Origin of the sequence: Streptomyces sp. cmx-18-6, from assembly GCF_046548915.1 — a bacterium.
In the GTDB taxonomy this organism is placed as follows: Bacteria; Actinomycetota; Actinomycetes; order Streptomycetales; family Streptomycetaceae; genus Streptomyces.
Map to the genome: position 1 here is coordinate 218,198 of NZ_JAEBEP010000011.1, position 19,018 is coordinate 237,215.

The window sequence follows — 19,018 nt, forward strand, 5'->3', positions numbered from 1 at the left end:
ATGAACCAGCAACTCGCGGGCTACGCCCCGACCCCCGTCACGGCCCGGATGGAGAACCACGGCTCGGCCATGCTCAAGGTCGCCATGGCCTCCGGGCAGGACCTCTACGCGCGCACCGGCTCGATGGTGGCGTACGAAGGGTTCATCCAGTACGAGCCCAATCCGCCCGCCGCCCGGCAGATCGCCTCCCAGTGGATCACCGGCGAGGGCGCACCCGTCATGAAGTGCTCCGGCGACGGACTGCTCTACCTCGCCGACTACGGGGCCGACGTGGTCGTCATCAACCTGAACAACGAGTCCGTCTCGGTCAACGGCACCAACCTCCTCGCCTTCGACGCGCACCTCACCTGGGGCGTCGAGAGGGTCAAGGGGATGGCCAAGTTCGCCGGACAGGGGCTGTGGAACGTCGTCGTCCAGGGCACCGGCTGGGTCGCCATCACCTCCCGGGGCACCCCGATCGTCGTCGACTGCGGACGCGGCGACGACGAGACGTACGTCGACCCGGACGCGCTCGTCGCCTGGTCCACGAACCTCAAGGTGAAGGGCAAGCGCAGCTTCAAGGCCGGCGCGCTGATCGGCCGCGGCAGCGGGGAGGCGTACCAGATGGCCTTCTCCGGGGAGGGCATCGTCGTCGTCCAGCCGAGCGAGGACAGCACGGACCGCCTGCGGATCCGGAACTGAGGGGAGGGGAACACACCATGCAGAGTCCGCTTTTCAGCCACACCGAGCAGCAGTCCCAGGACCGGTACACGATCCAGAACCCGCAGCTCCTGCGGGTGGCGCTGACCGGGCAGGACGACATCCTCGCCCGCAAGGGCGCCATGGTCGCCTACCAGGGACTGATGGACTTCGACGGCGAGTACCAGTCGCACGGGCAGCGCAACGCCCGCGCGCGCACCGGCGAGGGCCTCGACCTGATGCGGGTGTCCGGCCAGGGCACCGTCTACTTCGCCAACCTCGCCCAGTACATCCACGTCGTGGACGTCGACCGCGAGGGGATGACCGTGGACAGCGCGTACGTCCTCGCGCTCGACTCCTCGCTGCACACCGAGGTCATCGCGGTGGACAGCCAGTACGGGATCTCCGGCAGCGGCAAGTACCAGCTCAACATCACCGGCACCGGCAAGGTCGCCCTCATGACCTCGGGCCAACCGCTGATGATGCAGGTCACGCCCGACAAGTACGTCAACGTGGACGCCGACGCGATCGTCGCCTGGTCCAGCGCCCTGCGGGTGCAGATGCAGGCCCAGACCCACTCCTCCGGCGTCTTCCGGCGTCGCGGCAACACGGGGGAGGGCTGGGAGCTCAGCTTCCTGGGACAGGGCTTCGCCCTGGTCCAGCCGAGCGAGGTCATGCCCCCGCAGAACGCTCAGATCGGCCAGGGCGCCCGCGCCCAGTTCGGCATGGGCCAGCAGGGGGCCTACGGCCAGAACCAGAACAACGCCTGGAACTGACCGGCGCGCACGGAGTACAGCGGTAAGGGGCGGCCTCTATGGAGGCCGCCCCTTACGCGCGTGCGTACAGCCTGCCGCTACAGCCGGGACCGCGTCGCCTCCAGCAGCCGTACGACGGAGGCGTCGGCCACCTCGGGCACCTCGCTGTAGGCGAACCAGCGCAGCTCCAGGGATTCCGCGCTGATCCGCTCCGCCGCTCCGGCCGGAGCCAGCGCCGCGTACTGCACGTCGAGATGCCAGTTGCAGGGGGCGGGAATCGGGTGCCGGTCCAGCCGGACCGGGCCGCCCGGCAGCAGGGAGAGCCCGGTGATGCCGGACTCCTCCGTCGCCTCACGGAGCGCCGCCGCCTCCAGCGTGGCGTCCTGCGGCTCGCAGTGGCCGCCCATCTGGAGCCACATCCGGAGCTTCCGGTGCAGGGTGAGCAGCACCTTGCCGCGCTCCGGGTCGATCACCAGGGCGCTGGCCGTCACATGCCCGGCCTCGCACGCCTTCCACATGCCGTCGTCGTGGAGCGCCAGATGGTCCAGGTAGAGCTGACGCAGCTCCGCCTGATCACCGCCCTCGCCCTCGGGGGCGTAACCCTTCAGTACGAGGGTGGCGTCGTCGTGCAGGATCACTGGTCGCGGCCGTCCTTGCCGTCCTCGCCGGTGTCCTTGTCCTGGGCGTCCTGGGCGTCCTGGGCGTCTTGGGCCGGGGCGTCCTTGCCCTCGGTGGGCTTCCGCGTCCCCTTCGCGGCCTCGCCGAGCATCTTGTCCAGCTCGGAGAAGTCCGCCTGCTCGTGGTGGACGAAGCCGTCCGGGTCGTCCAGGTCGTGGGCGGTCGGCAGCATGTCCGGGTGCTCCCACAGCGCGTCGCGGCCCTCAAGGCCCCGGGCGTCGGTGAGCGAGGCCCACAGGCGCGAGGCGTCCCGCAGCCGGCGCGGGCGCAGCTGGAGGCCGATGAGCGTGGCGAACGTCTGCTCGGCCGGGCCACCGGAGGCACGGCGGCGGCGCATCGTCTCGCGCAGGGCGTCCGACGAGGTCAGCCGGGACTTCGCGGCCTCGTGCACCACGGCGTCCACCCAGCCCTCGACGAGCGCCAGAGCCGTCTCCAGACGCGCCAGGGACGCCTTCTGCTCGGGCGTGTCCTCGGGCTGGAACATGCCCTGCTGAAGGGCGTCCTGAAGCTGCTCGGGCTGCGAGGGGTCGAACTGGCCGACGACGTCCTCCAGCTTGGAGGTGTCGACCTTGATGCCCCGTGCGTACGACTCGACCGCGCCGAACAGGTGCGAGCGCAGCCACGGCACATGGGAGAAGAGCCGCTGGTGGGCGGCCTCGCGCAGGGCCAGATACAGCCGGACCTCGTCCTGCGGGACGCTGAGGTCCTTGCCGAACTGCGCCACGTTCAGCGGGAGCAGCGCGGCCTTGCCCGCCGGGCCCAGCGGCAGCCCGATGTCCGTGGAACCGACCACCTCACCGGCCAGCGTGCCCACGGCCTGCCCGATCTGCTGGCCGAACATGGCGCCGCCCATCGACCGCATCATGCCGATCAGCGGGCCCGCCATGGCCTGCATCTCCTCGGGCAGCACATCGCCCATCGCCGCGCCCACCCGCTCGGCCACCGGGTCGACCAGCTGCTGCCAGGCCGGCAGCGACGCCTCGACCCACTCCGCGCGGCTCCACGCCACGGTGGAGACCGAACCGGAGGGCATCGACGTCACACCGTCCAGCCAGAGATCGGCCAGCCGCAGCGCCTCGTCGACCGCCGTCCGCTCGGACGGGCCCACGCTCGCGTCCTTCGTGCCGTCCGACGTCCCCTGGGAGACGGTCTGGCGGGCGATCTGCTTGGCCATGTCCCAGTTCACGGGACCGCCCTCGTAGCTCAGCATCTGGCCGAGCTGCTGGAAGGCCGCACCGAGATCGTTCGGGTTCATCGAACCGAACATCGCGGCGAACGGGTTGTCGCCGCCCGCCCCCGGCCCGAAACCGAACGGGTTTCCCGGCCCGCCCGCGCTCTGCCCACCTTCGGTGGGGTCCTTCTTCTTGCCCTCGTCGCCGTTCTCCGGCTCCTCCGGCGGAAGGCCGAATCCGAATGGGGTGTCACTCACGGGTTTCCTCGGCTCGTAGGGCCGCCGGCTCGAACCGGCGGCGACTGCCCGACATCACCATCCAGCGTAGACACCACGCCCGCTTCGGGCCTCAGTGCTCCGCCGACTCCCGGCCTGCGGCAGGATGGACGCCACCTGGTACGTACGCGTCATTCGGGTACGTACTGAAGACAACCGCTGGAGACGCCCGGTGAGTTCCCCAGATCCGCAGGTTCGCGCAGCGCGAAACCTGACCGACCCCTCGCCCGAGAGCACGCCCGAGAAGAAACGCCCCAGGACCCCCAGAAACCGGGGCCCCGTCGTCGCGGTCACCGGCGCCGCGACCGGCGTGGGCGAGCTGCTGACCGCCCACCTCGCCGCATCCGACGAGATCAAGCAGGTCATCGCGATCGACGAACGCCGCGGAGAGGTCTCCGAGGCGACCTGGCACATCCTGGACGTACGCGATCCGGCCATCGCGGAGAAGCTGCGCGGCGCGGACGTCGTGGTGCACCTGGCGCTCGACCTCGACCTGGAGACCGACCCCGCCGCCCGGACCGCGTACAACGTGCGCGGCACCCAGACCGTGCTGACCGCCGCGGCCGCCGCCGGGGTCCACCGGGTCGTGCTGTGCACCTCCGCGATGGTCTACGGGGCACTGCCGGACAACGACGTGCCGCTCTCCGAGGACGCCGAGCTGCGGGCCACCGCCGAGGCCACCGGGGTCGGCGACCTCCTGGAGATCGAACGGCTCGGCCGCCGCGCGCCCCGCGCCCACCCCGGGCTCAACGTCACCGTCGTGCGCCCCACCGTCCTGGTCGGCGGCACGGACACCGCGCTGACCCGCTACTTCGAGTCCCCGCGCCTCCTGGTCGTCGCCGGATCGCGCCCCACCTGGCAGTTCTGCCACGTCGACGACCTGGTCACAGCCCTGGAGTACGCCGCCCTGGAGAAGATCGACGGAGAGCTCGCGGTCGGCTGCGACGGCTGGCTGGAGCAGGAGGAGGTCGAGGAGCTCAGCGGCGTACGCCGGATGGAACTGCCCTCCGCCGTCGCCCTGGGTGCGGCCGCCCGGCTGCACAGGATCGGGCTCACCCCGTCCCCGGCGGGCGACCTGGCGTACACGATGCACCCCTGGGTGGTCAGCGTGAGCCGGCTGCACGACGCGGGGTGGCGGCCCAGATGGACCAACGAGGAGGTCCTCGGCGCCCTCCTCGAAGAGGTCGAGGGACGCCACACGCTCGCCGGACGCCGCCTCGGCCGCAAGGACGCCACCGCCGCCACGGCCACCGCCGCCGGGGCCACGGTCGCGCTGCTCGGCACCGCGGCCCTGGTCCGCCGCGCCCGCAAGGCCCGCCGCCGCATCTGAGGTCCGCCGCATCTGAGCTCCGCCGCCGGCACCGGCGCCCGGCAGCCGTCTGTAGGAGGCTCCAACGCGGCGGGCGCGCCGCCGGTCGAAGAGGCAATTCCGCGCTGTCGGCGCCGTGCGGCACGATGGGGGCATGGCACGCATCCAGGACCACCCCGGCGAGCAGGCGGCTTCGGACCCCATCCGGCTGCTGGAGATCCGGGAGACACCGCTCTCCGTCGACGAGATCTTCCGTGCCGTGGGGGACGACGCGGCAGGGGGCGTCGCGCTCTTCGTCGGCACCGTCCGCGACCACGACGGCGGCCAGGACGTCGGCGGCCTCGGCTACTCCTGCCATCCCTCCGCCCAGGACGAGCTGCGCCGGGTGGCGGAGAAGGTCGTCGCCGACTTCCCGGTCCGCGGCCTCGCCGCGGTCCACCGAGTGGGTGAACTGGAGGTCGGTGATCTGGCGGTGGTCGTCGCCGTGGCCTGTCCGCACCGCGCGGAGGCGTTCGCGGCCTGCCGCAAGCTCATCGACGACCTCAAGCACGAGGTTCCGATCTGGAAGCACCAGCGGTTCTCGGACGGTACGGAGGAATGGGTCGGAGCTTGCTGAGCGCAAACCGGACCGGCACGGATCAGCCCCGATTTGCGTAACCGCACCCCTGCCATGAGCGTTGGTCTTCCGGATCGTTAATCTGCTGATCGATCACTCGGTCGCTCATGGGTAGGGAGGTCGTGATGGGAGTACTCGCTTGGCTGCTGATTCCACTTTTCGCTGCTGTCGGCGGTGCGATATGGGCGAGTTGGGCTGCTCGCAATCGCACGACCGGCGATGTCACCGAACTCGCCGGGTACGCCAGGTTCCGTGACGCGATGGAGAAATCGCACTCCGGTTCCGAGGCCCTCTGAGGCCGCCGAACGCCGCGTGACATCCCTTCCGCCGCGTTCCCGATCCCTCCCCGGACGGACCGGCCCCGGCGGTGGACGCACAGGCCCTTCCCGTACTGTCGTTCCATGCCACGCCGCACCGCGACGATGCTCGCCTCCACCCTCGTTCTCATCGCGCTGCTCTGCGCAGGCGTGCTGATCACCGTGCCGTACGCGGAGATGTCTCCCGGCCCGACGGTGAACACCCTGGGCGAGACGCGTGGCGAGCCCGTCCTGCGGATCCCGAAGCACAAGACGTACCGGACCTCCGGGAATCTCAACATGACGACGGTGCGGGTCACCGGAGCGGACTACCGGATGAACCTGGGCCAGGCTGTCGTGGGCTGGCTGGCCCACGACAGCGTCGTCGTACCGCACGACACGCTCTACCCGGACGGCAAGACCGAGGAGCAGTCCACCCAGGAGAACGCCGAGGAGTTCAGCCAGTCCCAGGAGAGCGCCAAGGTCGCGGCCCTGCGGGAGCTGAAGATTCCGGTCGCCACGCAGGTCGTGGTCTCCACCGTCGTCAAGGACAGCCCCTCCGAGGGCAAGCTCCACGCGGGCGACGTGATCAAGGCCGTCGACGGCGCCAAGGTCGAGGAGCCCGGCGACGTGGCCGAACTCGTCACGAAGCACAAGCCCGGCGAGGACGTCGTCTTCACCATCATCCCGGCCAGGGAAGCGGCCGCCGCCGAGAAGGCGGGCCGGGAGCCCGAGGGCAGCCGGAAGATCACCATCACCACCGAGAAGGCGCCCGACACGGAGCAGGGCGACGACGAGGACCGGGCGATCGTCGGGATCAGGGCCGGTACGGACCACAGGTTCCCGTTCGAGATCGACATCAAGCTCGCGGACGTCGGCGGACCCAGCGCCGGGCTGATGTTCTCGCTGGGCATCATCGACAAGCTCACCCCCGGCAGCCTGACCGGCGGCAAGTTCATCGCGGGCACCGGCACCATCGACGACGCGGGCAAGGTCGGCCCGATCGGCGGCATCAACATGAAGCTGGTCGGCGCCCGCGAAGAGGGCGCCCGCTACTTCCTCACGCCCGACGAGAACTGCGCCTCGGCCGCCGCGGACACCCCGGACGGACTGACGCTGATCCGCGTCAAGACCCTCGACGACGCCAGGAAGTCGCTGGAGAAGATCAGCGCCGGGAAGACCGACGCACTGCCGAGCTGCTCGACCGGCTGACGGCCCGCCCCGGTCCGCCCCGCGGGGCGGACCCGGGCGAGCGACCGGGTCAGGACTCGAACGTCGCCGCGAGGGCCTCCGCGAGCCCCGGGACCAGACCGGCGCCGGTCAGGACCTCCGTGGGGGAGTCCTTCTCGCGCAGCCGTACGGCGGACTCGCGCGCCCCGTCCCGCAGGACGGCCACGGTCATCCGGACCTCCTGCCGGTCGGGGTGCTTGGCGACCCACTGGGTGAGCTGCTTGTCGCTGAGCCCTTCCGGTACGGATGCCTCGGCGGACGGCGGCAGCATCAGCCGCTCCACGGTCATGGCGCAGCCGGCCACGGCGTCGGGCCAGGCGATGGTGCCGAGGAAATCGTCCAGGGCGGTGCCGGCGGGCAGTTCCTCCTGCTCGATCGGTGTGAGGGAAGCGGTCGTGGCCGCGGTGTCGTCCAGCCCGAGCTGAGCGGCGAGGCCCGGCTCCTGGACCCGCAGCCGGGCGGTGTCGACCAGGGCGAACAGCCGGGCGGGCTGGTCCCAGCCGAGGGTGGAGGCATAGGAGTCGATTTCGAGGACGGCGACGGTGAGCGGGCTCGCGGCCATCGGAGGTCCTGCGGGGGAAACGTTGGGCATGGGCAATATCCTGCCTCCTTCGGCCCCGGTATCGGGAACTAGGTAAAGCTTCAGTAAGTTGCATAGGTGGGCTCTACGACCGCTGGGGCCCGCTCCACACGACCGCGAACTTCGAGGTGCGCACGTTGGCTTTCCAGATGCCGGACCGCGGCGGAGGCCCGACCGGGCCACGGATCACTGTCGGCCGCCCGTCCCGGCGCGTCCGCACCCTGCTCATGACCTTGGGAGTCCTGGCGGTTCTCGTCATGGCCTTCGTCATGTTCGCCGGGTTCTGGACGGACTGGCTCTGGTACCGGTCGGTCGCTTATACGTCTGTCTTCACCACCACCCTGTGGACCAAGATCGGGCTGTTCCTCGTCTTCGGACTGCTGATGGCCCTGGCCATCGGTGTGAACATCTGGCTCGCGCACCGGCTCCGGCCGCCGCTGAGCGCGATGTCGCTGGAGCAGCAGAGCCTGGACCGCTACCGCATGAGCGTCGCCCCCTTCAAGAAGTGGGTGCTGCTCGCCGTCACCGCGCTCGTCGGGCTGATCGCCGGAGCATCCGCCTCCGGCCAGTGGCGCACGTGGCTGATGTACGTCAACGGCGTGCCGTTCGGCAAGAAGGACCCCCAGTTCAACCTGGACGTCGCCTTCTACGCCTTCGACCTGCCGTGGTACCGCTTCCTGCTGGGCTTCGGCTTCGCGGCGACCGTGCTCTCGCTGATCGCCGCCGCCCTGACGCACTACCTGTACGGCGGGCTGCGCGTCACCAGCCCCGGCGCCCGTGCCACCGCCGCGGCCACCGGCCACCTCTCGGTGCTGCTCGGCATCTTCGTCTCCCTGAAGGCCGTGGCCTACTGGCTCGACCGGTACGGTCTCGCGGTGAAGTCCAGTGACTTCAAGGCCGCGGACAACTGGACGGGCCTGCGGTACGTCGACGCCAACGCCTATCTCCCGGCGAAGACCATCCTGTTCTTCATCGCGGCGATCTGCGCCGTGCTGTTCTTCGCGACGCTGTGGCGCCGCACCTGGCAGCTGCCGGTCATCGGCTTCGGCCTGATGGTGCTCTCGGCGATCCTGATCGGCGGGCTCTACCCGCAGATCGTGCAGAAGTTCCAGGTGCAGCCGAACGAGCAGGCCGAGGAAGCGCCGTTCATCCAGAAGAACATCGACGCGACCCGCGATGCGTACGACATCGACGACGCGGTGATGGAGGACTACGCGGGCCAGGCCACCACCGAGGACGACGGCAAACTGCGGGCCGCCGCCAACACGGCGGCCAGCTACCGCGTGATGGACCCCAACGTCGTCTCCCCGGCCTTCCAGCAGCTCCAGCAGCGGAGGAACTACTACCAGTTCCCCAAGACGCTGGACGTCGACCGCTACAAGGGCAAGGACGGCAAGGAGCAGGACACCGTCATCGGTCTGCGTGAGCTGAACATCCAGGGTCTGCCCAAGCGGAACTGGATCAACGACCACTTCACGTACACCCACGGCTACGGCGCCATCGCGGCCAAGGGCACCTCCACCGGCAGCAACCCGACGGGTTCCCCGGACTTCACCGAGTCCGGTCTGCCCTCCACCGGTGAGCTGGGCGACTACGAGCAGCGGATCTACTACGGCGAGAAGACCGAGCAGTACTCCATCGTCGGCGGGCCCCAGAAGGAGCTCGACTACGAGGAGGACGGCGAGAAGACCACCAGCTACAAGGGCGACAGCGGGGTCAGTCTCTCCAACTCGTTCAACCGCGCCGCCTACGCGGTCTCCTTCAGCGAGCCGCAGATCATGTACTCGGGAGCCATCGGCGAGGGCTCGCGGATCCTGTACAACCGCACGCCCAAGGAGCGCGTCGAGGCGGTCGCCCCGTGGCTGACCATCGACGGCGACGCCTACCCGGCGGTCGTCGAGGGCCGGATCCAGTGGATCGTCGACGCGTACACCACGACGAACGGCTATCCGTACGCCTCCCGGACGACGCTCGGCGACACCACGGCCGACTCGCTGACCACCAATCAGCGCGCGGTCGTCGCCCAGCAGAACCAGGTCAACTACATCCGCAACTCGGTGAAGGCCACCGTCGACGCGTACGACGGCAAGGTCAGGCTCTACGAGTGGGACACCAAGGACCCGGTCCTCAAGACCTGGCGCAAGGCGTTCCCGGGCACGGTGAAGGACCGTGCGGAGATCCCGCAGAAGCTCATGGAGCACCTGCGGTATCCGCAGGACCTCTTCAAGGTCCAGCGCGAGCTGCTCACCCGCTACCACGTCGAGGAGCCCGCGCAGTTCTACAGCGGCTCCGACGCGTGGCAGGTGCCGGACGACCCGACCAACAAGGAGCCGGGCTCCGTCCCGCCGTACTACCTGAGCATGAAGATGCCGGGCCAGGACGCGCAGCAGTTCTCCCTGACCACCACGTTCACCCCGAGGGGGCGCCCCAACCTGGGGGCCTTCATGGCGGTGAACGCGGACGCGGCCAGTAAGGACTACGGCACCATGAGACTGCTCCGGGTCACCTCCACGGTGAAGGGCCCGGGCCAGGTGCAGAGTGAGCTCAACGGCAACGACGACGTCGCCGAGTTCGTGAGGAACCTCAAGGGCACGGACTCCGACATCGAGTACGGCAACCTGCTGACGGTGCCCCTCGAAGGCGGCTTCCTCTACATCGAACCCGTCTACACGCGCGGTGGCACCCAGAACTATCCGCTGCTGCGCAAGGTGGCCGCTTCGTACGGATCGAAGATCGTCTTCGAGAACAACCTGGGAGACGCGCTCAACGCGGTCTTCGGGGTCGACGGCGACGCGGATCCGACCCCCGATCCCAGTGAGCCGCCGGGCGAGACCCCCAAGCCGCCGGCGACCGGCGGCGACGCCCTCAAGAAGGCCATCGCGGACGCCCAGAAGGCGTACGAGGACGGTGAGACGGCGCTGAAGGAGCAGGACTGGCCCGCCTACGGCAAGGCTCAGGACGCGCTCCAGGAAGCCCTCGAACGGGCGGCCGCGGCTCAGCCGAAGGCCGGCGGCGAGGGCGACAAGGCGGACGGGCCGAAGGAGGGGGACAAGGCCGACGGGGCCGACGCCCCCGACAAGGGCAGCGGGTCCGACGCGGCCAAGAAGCCCGATGAGGGCGACGAGGCCGAGAAGGGCAACGACCAGGGCACCTGAGAAATGACCCACCCCGCGTCGTGGTACGGTTTGGACACAACGACGCGGGGTGGAGCAGCTCGGTAGCTCGCTGGGCTCATAACCCAGAGGTCGCAGGTTCAAATCCTGTCCCCGCTACTGAAGAACGAAGGCCCGGATCCTATGGATCCGGGCCTTCGTCATGTCGTCTGTCTTTCCCGAACCATCGGCGTGAAGTGCGGTTCGTTGGGCACGAGTTGAGCTCGGGCGTGTTTGACTTGTCTCTCTGTGGGCATGTCGACAAAACGCTGTAGTGACCTCACTGACCGCGATATACCAGGTGTACGCGGGTTACAGGTGGTGCGACGATGGTATTTATGGGGGACAGGGCAACTCTGTTGGAGACAGGGCGGTTTGTTCAGGGGCGCGGCCAGAAGGCGGACAAGGTGACGGATGCGGCTTTCGCTGCTGTCATCGCCGGTGCGGCCGGAGCGCACGCGAGCACGCCCGGAGCAGGGGACGCCACCACCGCAGGCGACGCGGGGGCAGCCGTCGAGGCGCCGGCCCGGAGCAGGGGGCGCACCACGGGCGAGACCACCGGGGCGGTGAGCAGTGGGGACGCCGAGGCCGTACGCGGCGCCGGCGCCACGGGCGCGACCGCCACGGACACGGGCACCACGGACGCCGTCGACGCGGGGGACAGCGCCGAGGCCGAAGCGCGCCACCGCCGCGGAGCCGAAGCCGGGGACACCGCTTCCATGAGCGTCCTGGGCGCGCTGCTGCTGCGCCGGGGGGAGCTCGACGAGGCCGAGACGCATCTGCGCGCCGCCACCGCTGACGGCGACCGGGCCGCCGCCAACAACCTGGGCGTCCTGCTCCACCAGCGGGGGTACCCGGACGAGGCCGCGGGCTGGTGGCGCATCGCCGCCGTGGCGGGGTCCGCCGCCGCCGCGCACGCCCTGGGCCGCCACTTCCGCGAGCGCGGAGACGAGCCCGGTGCGGAGTACTGGCTGCGCCAGTCCGCCGAGCAGGGCCACGCGCTCGGCGCCTACGCGCTGGCCGACCTCCTGGAGCACCGGGGCGACGTCGGCACGGAGCGCTGGCTGCGCGCCGCCGCCGAGCAGGGTCACCGCGAGGCCGCCTACCGGCTGGCCCGCACCCTGGAGCGGAACGCGGTCGAAGACCCGCATGACGCCTTCGGCCTGGGCCGGGGGCCGGGCAGCGGCCGGGGCGGACCGGGCCTCGCGCTGCCCGGCGACCCGACCGCGCCCGCCGCGCGGACGACGGGTGCGGCACGGAGCACGTCGGCCGGCCGGAGCGCGACGGGCGGCAAGGGCACGGTGGGCGCGGCGGGCGCGGCGGGAGCCAAGAACGCGACGGGCGGGAGGAACGCGAAGAGCGCGGCCGGCGGGGACAGCCCCGTGGCCGGTCCGGCCGCCGGCCGGGTCGGCGAGGCCGAGCAGTGGTACCGCCAGGCCGCCGCCCGGGGGCACCGGCGCGCCGCCCTGCACCTGGGCGCGATCCTGGAGCAGCGCGGCGAGCTCAAGGAGGCCGGGCGCTGGTACCTCACCTCCGCCAAGGAGGGCGAGCCCCGCGCCGCCTGCGCCCTGGGCTTCCTGCTGCGCGACGCGGGCGACGAGGAGAGCGCCGCCGTGTGGTGGCTGCGCGCCGCCCAGGACGGCGACGGCAACGCCGCCAACGCGCTGGGCGCCCTGCACGCGGCGCGCGGTGAGCAGCAGACCGCCGAACGCTGGTACCGCGCCGCCATGGACGCCGGTGACGTGAACGGGGCGTACAACCTCGGGCTGCTCTGCGCCGCCCAGGACCGCACCCCGCAGGCCGAGCAGTGGTACCGCCGCGCCGCCTACGCCGGGCACCGCGAGGCCGCCAACGCGCTCGCCGTGCTGCTCCTCCAGGCCGGCGACCACACCGGGGCCGAGCCCTGGTTCTCCAAGGCGGCCGAGGCGGGCAGCGTGGACGCCGCCTTCAACCTCGGCATCCTGCACGCCGGGCGCGGCGAGGACCGTACGGCGCTGGGCTGGTACCAGCGGGCGGCGGCGGCCGGGCACACCGACGCCGCGCTCCAGGTCGCCATGGCCCTGTTGCGCGACGGCGAGGACCGGGAGGCGGAGCGCCATCTGCGCTGCGCCGCGGGCGGCGGCAGCGCCGAGGCGGCGTTCCGGCTGGCCGGGGTGCTCGACGCGCGCCAGCCGCCGCCGGGTCCGCCCGCGCTGGGCGAGCCGATGCCGGAGAAGACGGAGTGCGAGGAGTGGTACGAGCGGGCCGCCCAGCAGGGCCACCGCCGCGCCCAGGTCCGGGTCGGCATGCTCGCCGCCGCCCGGGGCGACGCGGAGAGCGCCGCCCACTGGTACCGCGAGGCCGCCGAGGCGGGCAGCCGCAACGGGGCCTTCAACCTGGGGCTGCTCCTCGCCCGCGAGGGCAGCGAGCGTGAGGCCGCCCTGTGGTGGAGCCGCGCCGCCAACGCCGGGCACGGCCGGGCCGCACTGCGCCTGGCGCTGCTCGCCGCGCGCCGGGGCGAGCTCACCGAGGGGCAGCGCTGGTGCGCCCGGGCGGTGGAGCTGGGCCCGGCCGAGGTGGCCGAGCGAGCGGCACGGCTGCGCGAGGCGCTGCACCAGGAGCTCACCGCGTAACGCGGGAGCACCGGAGGCGAGCAGGACCAGGAGTACCGAAAGCACCGGAAACACCGGCCTCCCGGGGCCGATGTGAATGAATTTGCGCCGTTCGACCTGCTGACGTAATGTTGCATTCACCGACGCGGGGTGGAGCAGCTCGGTAGCTCGCTGGGCTCATAACCCAGAGGTCGCAGGTTCAAATCCTGTCCCCGCTACTGAAGAACGAAGGCCCGGATCTCGATCAGAGATCCGGGCCTTCGTCATGTCCGGGCCTTCGTCACGTCCGGGAACGAAGAAGCCCGGGCGAGGAAACCCGGGGGCGGGCGAGAAAACCGGGAGCGGACGAGAAACCGGGCCCGCCCTGTTCGAACAGGGCGGGCCCGGCCTACGTCAAAGTGCACTCACGCGGTACCGGCGCAGCTCGGGCAGAGCCCTCGGTACGTCACCTCGACGCCGGAGACCATGAAGCCGTAGCGCTCGTCCGCCGGCAGGTCCGCGAGCGGGTTGCCCGCCGGGTGCACGTCGCGGATCGCGCCGCACTGGCCGCAGATCAGGTGGTGGTGCGGGCGGTGCGCGTTCGGGTCGTATCGCTTCGCCCGGCGATCGGTGGAGACCTCCAGCACCTCGCCGAGGGACACCATCTCGCCCAGGGTGTTGTAGACGGTGGCGCGCGAGATCTCGGGCAGCTTGTCGACGGCCCTCGCGTGGACCTCGTCAGCCGTCAGGTGCACGTGGTCCCCGTCGAGGACCTCGGCCACGACACGCCGCTGCGCCGTCATGCGCCAGCCGCGTCCACGGAGTCGTTCCAGCAGGTCGCTCATGCAGCCCAGCCTAACAGTGGAGGGATCGAGTCCCGATCGGGTGTGACTTTGGATGCTCACTTGACTTGGACATTGTCCATTGTGGGATCGATACTGGCATTGGCCAAGGGACAGGGCTGTACAGGAAACAGAAGGCTGTGCAGGACATGACGCAGGAGGCGCACGTGACGCAGGGACCGCTCACCACGGAGGCCGGGGCTCCGGTCGCCGACAACCAGAACAGCGAGACCGCGGGCGCGGGCGGTCCGGTTCTCGTCCAGGACCAGGCGCTGCTGGAGAAGCTCGCCCACTTCAACCGGGAGCGCATCCCGGAGCGCATCGTGCACGCCCGCGGCGCCGGCGCGTACGGCACCTTCACCCTGACCCGCGACGCCTCGCAGTGGACCCGCGCGAAGTTCCTCTCCGAGGTCGGCAAGCAGACCGAGACGTTCCTCCGCTTCTCCACCGTCGCCGGCAACCTCGGCTCCGCCGACGCCGTGCGCGACCCGCGCGGTTTCGCGCTGAAGTTCTACACCGAGGAGGGCAACTACGACCTCGTCGGCAACAACACCCCGGTGTTCTTCATCAAGGACGCCATCAAGTTCCCCGACTTCATCCACACCCAGAAGCGCGACCCGTACACCGGCTCCCAGGAGGCGGACAACGTCTGGGACTTCTGGGGTCTGTCGCCCGAGTCGACGCACCAGGTGACCTGGCTCTTCGGCGACCGGGGCATCCCGGCCACGCTGCGCCACATGAACGGGTACGGCTCGCACACCTTCCAATGGAACAACGAGGCCGGCGAGGTCTTCTGGGTCAAGTACCACTTCAAGACCGACCAGGGCATCGAGAACCTCACCACCGATGAGGCCAACCGCCTCTCCGGCGTCGACCCCGACAGCCACCAGCGCGACCTGCGCGAGGCCATCGAGCGCGGTGACTTCCCGTCCTGGACGGTGCAGGTCCAGATCATGCCGGCGGCCGAGGCGGCGACGTACCGCTTCAATCCGTTCGACCTCACCAAGGTGTGGCCGCACGCGGACTACCCGCCGATCGAGATCGGCAAGCTGGAGCTCAACCGCAACCCGGAGAACATCTTCGCCGAGGTCGAGCAGTCGATCTTCAGCCCCGCGCACTTCGTGCCGGGCATCGGCCCGTCCCCGGACAAGATGCTCCAGGGCCGTCTCTTCGCGTACGGCGACGCCCACCGCTACCGCGTCGGCATCAACGCCGACCACCTGCCGGTGAACCGCCCGCACGCCACCGAGGCGCGCACCAACAGCCGCGACGGCTACCTGTACGACGGCCGCCACAAGGGGACGAAGAACTACGAGCCGAACAGCTTCGGCGGCCCCGTCCAGACGGGCCGTCCGCTCTGGGAGCCCGTCCCCGTCAGTGGCGCCACCGGCAACACCGAGGCCCCCCTCCACGCCGAGGACGACGACTTCGTGCAGGCGGGCGACCTCTACCGGCTCTTCTCCGATAACGAGAAGGCGCGGCTGGTCGACAACCTCGCCCAGTTCATCGCCAAGGTCTCGCGCGACGACATCGCCGAGCGCGCGATCAACAACTTCCGCCAGGCGGACGGCGACTTCGGCAAGCGGCTGGACGCCGCGGTCCAGGCCCTTCGCGGCTGATCCGGACGCTCGCCGTCGACGGTGGGCCGGGTCCCTTCATGGGGGTCCGGCCCACCGGCCGTTGCTAGGCCGAAGCCGAAGCCGAAGCGGAAACCGAAGCCGACCCCGCGGCCGCCACCGTACGGCGACGGGGCGGAGCCCAGCAGCGGATGATGTCGCGCACCGAGACGATGCCCACCGGGCCGGCGTCGTCCAGCACGATCAGATGCCGGAACCCGCCGTGCGTCATGGCCTCCGCGGCCTCCTCCAGGGTCCAGGCCGGGGCGGCGAACACCACGTCGGTCGTGGTGTGGGCGGACGCGGTCTCCAGGTCGGGGTTCTGGCCCGCTCCTATCGCGTTGAGGATGTCGCGCTCGGTGATGATCCCGAGCCCGCAGGTGTCCGGGTCGTGGACGACGGCTGCCCCGATACGGCGGGCCGACATCAGCCGGGCGGCCTGGCGGAGCGTGTGGGTGGGGCCGATGGTGAGGACCACCGTGCTCATGGCGTCACGGACGAGCATGAAACGAGCCACCTCCTCGGTGCGCCGACTCTGTGAGTCGATTCACAAGTTCACAAGTGGGGGGACTCTCAGAGTTGCACCCTTGGGCCGGGTCGACAAGGGGTGGGCGGGGCGTGCGCCGGGGGAGCGCGCGAGCACGCGCCGCAGCCCCACGGCCGCCCGGCGCTCGGGAGCGGTGTTCGGTCAGCCGCGCTGGTTGAGGTAGCCGAGCAGCTCCTCGTGGAGCAGCCCGTTCGACGCGGCCCCGTTGGCGCCGCCGGGCCCGTCCACCCCGTCCAGGTCGGTGAACCGGCCGCCCGCCTCCTGGACGATGATCGCGTTCGCCGCCATGTCCCAGAGGGAGAGCTCCGGCTCCGCGCAGATGTCCACGGAACCCTCGGCGACCATCATGTACGGCCAGAAATCCCCGTACCCCCGGGTCCGCCAGCAGGCGCGGGTCAGGTCCAGGAAGCCGTCCAGACGGCCCTGCTCCTCCCAGCCGCTCAGCGAGGAGAACGCGAACGAGGAGTCCTCGATCGTCTCCACCTTCGACACCTGCAGCCGGGTCGCGGAGGTGAGGCTGCGCCCGGAGAACGCGCCCGCGCCCTTCGCCGCCCACCAGCGCCGGTTCAGCGCCGGCGCGGAGACCACACCGACCACCGGCTGGAAGCCTCCCCCACTCTCGGCTCCGCTCGAGCGGGAGGCACCCCCTCCGCCGGCCTCCATCAGCGAGATCAGCGTCGCCCACACCGGCACGCCGCGGACGTAGTTCTTGGTGCCGTCGATCGGGTCGATCACCCAGCGCCGCGGCCCGGTGCCCTCGACCCCGTACTCCTCGCCCAGGATCGCGTCGCGCGGGCGGGCCCGTTGCAGGTGGCCCCGGATCAGTGCCTCGGCGGCCGTGTCGGCCTCGCTCACCGGAGTCATGTCCGGCTTGGTCTCCACCTTCAGGTCGAGGGCCTTGAACCGGTCCATGGTCGCCGCGTCGGCGGCGTCCGCCAGTACATGGGCGAGGCGCAGATCATCGTGGTAGTCGGGCATGCCGTCACAGTATCCAGCCGTACGGGGCACGGGCCAACGGCCCCCGCCCGCCCCGGCCCACCTGCCGGCCCCCGGCCCGGGTCCCCGGCCCCGGTTCCGTACGCGGACCCTTGACAGTCGTCATGAGCGCCTCAACTCTGAACCGCAGGTCCCAGGAGCGTGGGAGGCGACGATGCCGGCAGCGCGAGAAGCCCTGCTGGACGCCGCCCTCAGGGCGCTCGCGGACCGGCCCTGGCGTGCGGTGCGGATGGTCGACGTCGCCGCGCTGGCCGGGGTCTCCCGGCAGACCCTCTACAACGAGTTCGGCACCAAGCACGGGCTGGCCACCGCCCTGTTGCGGCGGGCCGCCGACCGCTATCTGACCGGCGTGGACCGCGCACTGACGGCTCCCGCGCCGGAGCGCCCGGCCGCCGTGGCGCGCTGGACCGTACGGGCCTCTCGTGCGGATCCGCTGGTCAAGGGGCTGCTCACGGGACTCTGGGGTGAGTGGCTGCCCCGCCCCGGCCATGAGGTCCCGGCCCCCGCCCAACTCCTCGGCCTGGCCCGGGACCGGATGGTGGCCGCCTCGGACCCGACCACGGCGACGGGAGAGGCGGCAACGCGAGGGACAGCGACAGGAGACGAAGCGAGGGGAGGGACAGCGGCGGGAGAGGCTGCAACGCAAGAGACAGCGACGGGAGAGGAAGCCAGGAGAAGGACAGCGGCGGAGGCGACAGCGATGCGCTGCGAGACCGCCCTGCGGCTCGCGCTCTCCTACGTGGTCGTCCCGTGCCCGACCGGGTCCAGGGCCTTGTAGTACCGGACGAGCGGGAGCGGGCTGAATCCGGCCCTCTCGTACGTCTTCCGCGCCGGTGCGTGCCCGACGTCGCCGCCCGTCCAGATCGAGGCCAACCTCACGCCGGCCTCCCGCATCCACTCGACGGCGAACTCGGTGAGCACCGTGCCGATCCGGCGGCCCTGGAAATCCGGGTGGACCGCCAGCAGCTCGACATGGCCCATGGCGTCCTCGGGCTGGAGCACCACCACGGTGAACCCGGCGACCCGGCCCCCGGCCACGGCGACCCAGGCATGAGCGCCCTCCGCCGTACAGGCCGCCTCGACCTCCTTGCGCTGCGACGCGCGCCAGTCCGGGTACTGGAGGGGGAAGATCTCGTCCCCCAGCACCGCCTCGAAGCTCGCGTAGACGGGACGCCACGCTTCGAGGGACAGGGCCACGACGGAGTCGAGATCCCCTTCCGCGAAGGCGCGGACCTCCACCTCTGCTTCTGTTCCGTCCTGCGGGCGCATGCGCGGTACCCCTTCCGGTCTCTCCGGCCGTCAGGAAACGGGGCCGGACGGCGCAGGCTACCGTCGGCGGCGTCGGGCGGGCACGGGATTTTCCGCGGTCTCAGTGCGCCGAGCCGGACAGCTGGAGCCCGATCACTCCGATGATCACCAGTGAGATCGACACCAGCTTCAGCGTCGACACGACGTCACCGAGGAAGATCATCCCGTAGATCGCCGTCCCGGCCGCGCCGATGCCGGTCCACACCGCGTACGCGGGTCCGACGTCCAGCTTCTTCAGGGCCATCGTCAGAAGGCCGAAACTGCCCAGGGCGAAAGCGGCGAACGCGATGGTCGGCCAGAGCCGGGTGAAGCCGTGCGAGAGCTTCAGGCAGACGGCGAAACCGGTCTCCAGCAGTCCGGCGACCACGACCAGCAGCCATGCCATCGTCCGTTGCCTC

At 70.8% G+C, this 19,018-nt stretch carries 17 protein-coding genes and 2 tRNA genes; 11 read left to right on the top strand and 8 right to left on the bottom strand.

The window, feature by feature from the left end:
• Both ACLJPL_RS25130 and ACLJPL_RS25135 read left to right on the top strand, forming a co-directional pair.
• Positions 1 to 681, top strand: a complete 681-nt coding sequence (locus tag ACLJPL_RS25130; protein WP_411083189.1) for an AIM24 family protein — start codon at positions 1 to 3, stop codon at positions 679 to 681.
• Between the two features lie 17 nt (positions 682 to 698).
• Positions 699 to 1,454, top strand: a complete 756-nt coding sequence (locus ACLJPL_RS25135; RefSeq protein WP_411083190.1) for an AIM24 family protein — start codon at positions 699 to 701, stop codon at positions 1,452 to 1,454.
• Between the two features lie 77 nt (positions 1,455 to 1,531).
• On the opposite strand, the gene ACLJPL_RS25140 is transcribed toward ACLJPL_RS25135, so the two are convergent.
• Entirely contained in the window at positions 1,532 to 2,071 is a 540-nt protein-coding gene (locus ACLJPL_RS25140; RefSeq protein ID WP_411083191.1) for an NUDIX hydrolase, read from the bottom strand.
• On the bottom strand, positions 2,068 to 3,540 hold the full coding sequence (locus tag ACLJPL_RS25145) for a zinc-dependent metalloprotease (protein WP_411083192.1): 1,473 nt from the start codon (positions 3,538 to 3,540) through the stop codon (positions 2,068 to 2,070). The genes ACLJPL_RS25140 and ACLJPL_RS25145 overlap by 4 nt, the downstream gene beginning before the upstream one ends.
• A 190-nt stretch (positions 3,541 to 3,730) precedes the next feature.
• Between ACLJPL_RS25145 and ACLJPL_RS25150 the strand changes: the two genes are divergently transcribed.
• From ACLJPL_RS25150 to ACLJPL_RS25160, 3 genes are all read left to right on the top strand, one after another.
• A complete protein-coding gene (locus ACLJPL_RS25150) occupies positions 3,731 to 4,888 on the top strand; it encodes an SDR family oxidoreductase (RefSeq protein WP_411083193.1) in 1,158 nt (385 codons plus the stop codon).
• A 133-nt stretch (positions 4,889 to 5,021) separates the two neighbouring features.
• Entirely contained in the window at positions 5,022 to 5,483 is a 462-nt protein-coding gene (locus ACLJPL_RS25155; RefSeq protein ID WP_411083194.1) for a molybdenum cofactor biosynthesis protein MoaE, read from the top strand.
• Positions 5,484 to 5,884: 401 nt separating this feature from the next.
• Positions 5,885 to 6,991, top strand: coding sequence for a PDZ domain-containing protein (locus ACLJPL_RS25160; RefSeq protein WP_411083195.1), 1,107 nt, complete (start codon positions 5,885 to 5,887; stop codon positions 6,989 to 6,991).
• A 49-nt stretch (positions 6,992 to 7,040) separates the two neighbouring features.
• Here the strand turns inward: ACLJPL_RS25160 and ACLJPL_RS25165 are convergent, their stop codons facing one another.
• Positions 7,041 to 7,601, bottom strand: a complete 561-nt coding sequence (locus ACLJPL_RS25165) for a PPA1309 family protein (protein ID WP_411083196.1) — start codon at positions 7,599 to 7,601, stop codon at positions 7,041 to 7,043.
• Between the two features lie 137 nt (positions 7,602 to 7,738).
• Here ACLJPL_RS25165 and ACLJPL_RS25170 point away from each other — a divergent pair, with 137 nt between their 5' ends.
• The 4 genes from ACLJPL_RS25170 (at position 7,739) to ACLJPL_RS25185 (ending at position 13,550) form a co-directional block, all read left to right on the top strand.
• The gene (locus ACLJPL_RS25170; RefSeq protein ID WP_411083273.1) at positions 7,739 to 10,744 is read left to right on the top strand and encodes a UPF0182 family protein; all 3,006 of its coding nucleotides are present in this window, start codon (positions 7,739 to 7,741) and stop codon (positions 10,742 to 10,744) included.
• A 43-nt stretch (positions 10,745 to 10,787) separates the two neighbouring features.
• Positions 10,788 to 10,861 (top strand) — tRNA-Met (locus tag ACLJPL_RS25175).
• Positions 10,862 to 11,070: 209 nt separating this feature from the next.
• Positions 11,071 to 13,353 (top strand): tetratricopeptide repeat protein, encoded by a 2,283-nt coding sequence (locus ACLJPL_RS25180; RefSeq protein ID WP_411083197.1) that lies wholly within the window; start codon positions 11,071 to 11,073, stop codon positions 13,351 to 13,353.
• 123 nt (positions 13,354 to 13,476) lie between these two features.
• Positions 13,477 to 13,550, top strand: a tRNA-Met gene (locus tag ACLJPL_RS25185).
• A gap of 186 nt (positions 13,551 to 13,736) precedes the next feature.
• On the opposite strand, the gene ACLJPL_RS25190 is transcribed toward ACLJPL_RS25185, so the two are convergent.
• Positions 13,737 to 14,156: a Fur family transcriptional regulator gene (locus tag ACLJPL_RS25190; RefSeq protein ID WP_411083198.1), complete on the bottom strand. Its 420-nt coding sequence runs from the start codon at positions 14,154 to 14,156 to the stop codon at positions 13,737 to 13,739.
• A gap of 164 nt (positions 14,157 to 14,320) precedes the next feature.
• Between ACLJPL_RS25190 and ACLJPL_RS25195 the strand changes: the two genes are divergently transcribed.
• On the top strand, positions 14,321 to 15,772 hold the full coding sequence (locus tag ACLJPL_RS25195) for a catalase (protein ID WP_411083199.1): 1,452 nt from the start codon (positions 14,321 to 14,323) through the stop codon (positions 15,770 to 15,772).
• Positions 15,773 to 15,836: 64 nt separating this feature from the next.
• On the opposite strand, the gene ACLJPL_RS25200 is transcribed toward ACLJPL_RS25195, so the two are convergent.
• Entirely contained in the window at positions 15,837 to 16,274 is a 438-nt protein-coding gene (locus tag ACLJPL_RS25200) for a cyclic nucleotide-binding/CBS domain-containing protein (protein WP_411083200.1), read from the bottom strand.
• Between the two features lie 183 nt (positions 16,275 to 16,457).
• Positions 16,458 to 17,294, bottom strand: a complete 837-nt coding sequence (gene hisN / locus ACLJPL_RS25205; protein ID WP_411083201.1) for a histidinol-phosphatase — start codon at positions 17,292 to 17,294, stop codon at positions 16,458 to 16,460.
• Positions 17,295 to 17,466: 172 nt separating this feature from the next.
• On the opposite strand from hisN, the gene ACLJPL_RS25210 reads away from it, so the two are divergent.
• A complete protein-coding gene (locus tag ACLJPL_RS25210; RefSeq protein ID WP_411083202.1) occupies positions 17,467 to 18,090 on the top strand; it encodes a TetR/AcrR family transcriptional regulator in 624 nt (207 codons plus the stop codon).
• On the opposite strand, the gene ACLJPL_RS25215 is transcribed toward ACLJPL_RS25210, so the two are convergent.
• Together ACLJPL_RS25215 and ACLJPL_RS25220 are read right to left on the bottom strand one after the other, a co-directional pair.
• Positions 18,048 to 18,581, bottom strand: coding sequence for a GNAT family N-acetyltransferase (locus ACLJPL_RS25215; RefSeq protein ID WP_411083203.1), 534 nt, complete (start codon positions 18,579 to 18,581; stop codon positions 18,048 to 18,050). The genes ACLJPL_RS25210 and ACLJPL_RS25215 overlap by 43 nt on opposite strands.
• A 100-nt stretch (positions 18,582 to 18,681) precedes the next feature.
• Complete coding sequence (locus tag ACLJPL_RS25220) at positions 18,682 to 19,005, bottom strand: DMT family transporter (protein WP_128845835.1); 324 nt, start codon at positions 19,003 to 19,005, stop codon at positions 18,682 to 18,684.
• Between the last annotated feature and the right edge of the window lie 13 nt (positions 19,006 to 19,018).

Excerpts from the sequence above, each read along its gene's own strand:
- ACLJPL_RS25160 (WP_411083195.1), top strand. The coding sequence starts at position 5,885 with ATGCCACGCCGCACCGCGACGATGCTCGCCTCCACCCTCGTTCTCATC.
- ACLJPL_RS25135 (WP_411083190.1), top strand. The coding sequence starts at position 699 with ATGCAGAGTCCGCTTTTCAGCCACACCGAGCAGCAGTCCCAGGACCGG.
- hisN (WP_411083201.1), bottom strand. The coding sequence starts at position 17,294 with ATGCCCGACTACCACGATGATCTGCGCCTCGCCCATGTACTGGCGGAC.
- ACLJPL_RS25130 (WP_411083189.1), top strand. The coding sequence starts at position 1 with ATGAACCAGCAACTCGCGGGCTACGCCCCGACCCCCGTCACGGCCCGG.
- ACLJPL_RS25190 (WP_411083198.1), bottom strand. The coding sequence starts at position 14,156 with ATGAGCGACCTGCTGGAACGACTCCGTGGACGCGGCTGGCGCATGACG.
- ACLJPL_RS25215 (WP_411083203.1), bottom strand. The coding sequence starts at position 18,581 with ATGCGCCCGCAGGACGGAACAGAAGCAGAGGTGGAGGTCCGCGCCTTC.
- ACLJPL_RS25170 (WP_411083273.1), top strand. The coding sequence starts at position 7,739 with ATGCCGGACCGCGGCGGAGGCCCGACCGGGCCACGGATCACTGTCGGC.
- ACLJPL_RS25155 (WP_411083194.1), top strand. The coding sequence starts at position 5,022 with ATGGCACGCATCCAGGACCACCCCGGCGAGCAGGCGGCTTCGGACCCC.
- ACLJPL_RS25200 (WP_411083200.1), bottom strand. The coding sequence starts at position 16,274 with ATGCTCGTCCGTGACGCCATGAGCACGGTGGTCCTCACCATCGGCCCC.
- ACLJPL_RS25180 (WP_411083197.1), top strand. The coding sequence starts at position 11,071 with ATGGTATTTATGGGGGACAGGGCAACTCTGTTGGAGACAGGGCGGTTT.
- ACLJPL_RS25220 (WP_128845835.1), bottom strand. The coding sequence starts at position 19,005 with ATGGCATGGCTGCTGGTCGTGGTCGCCGGACTGCTGGAGACCGGTTTC.
- ACLJPL_RS25165 (WP_411083196.1), bottom strand. The coding sequence starts at position 7,601 with ATGCCCAACGTTTCCCCCGCAGGACCTCCGATGGCCGCGAGCCCGCTC.
- ACLJPL_RS25210 (WP_411083202.1), top strand. The coding sequence starts at position 17,467 with ATGCCGGCAGCGCGAGAAGCCCTGCTGGACGCCGCCCTCAGGGCGCTC.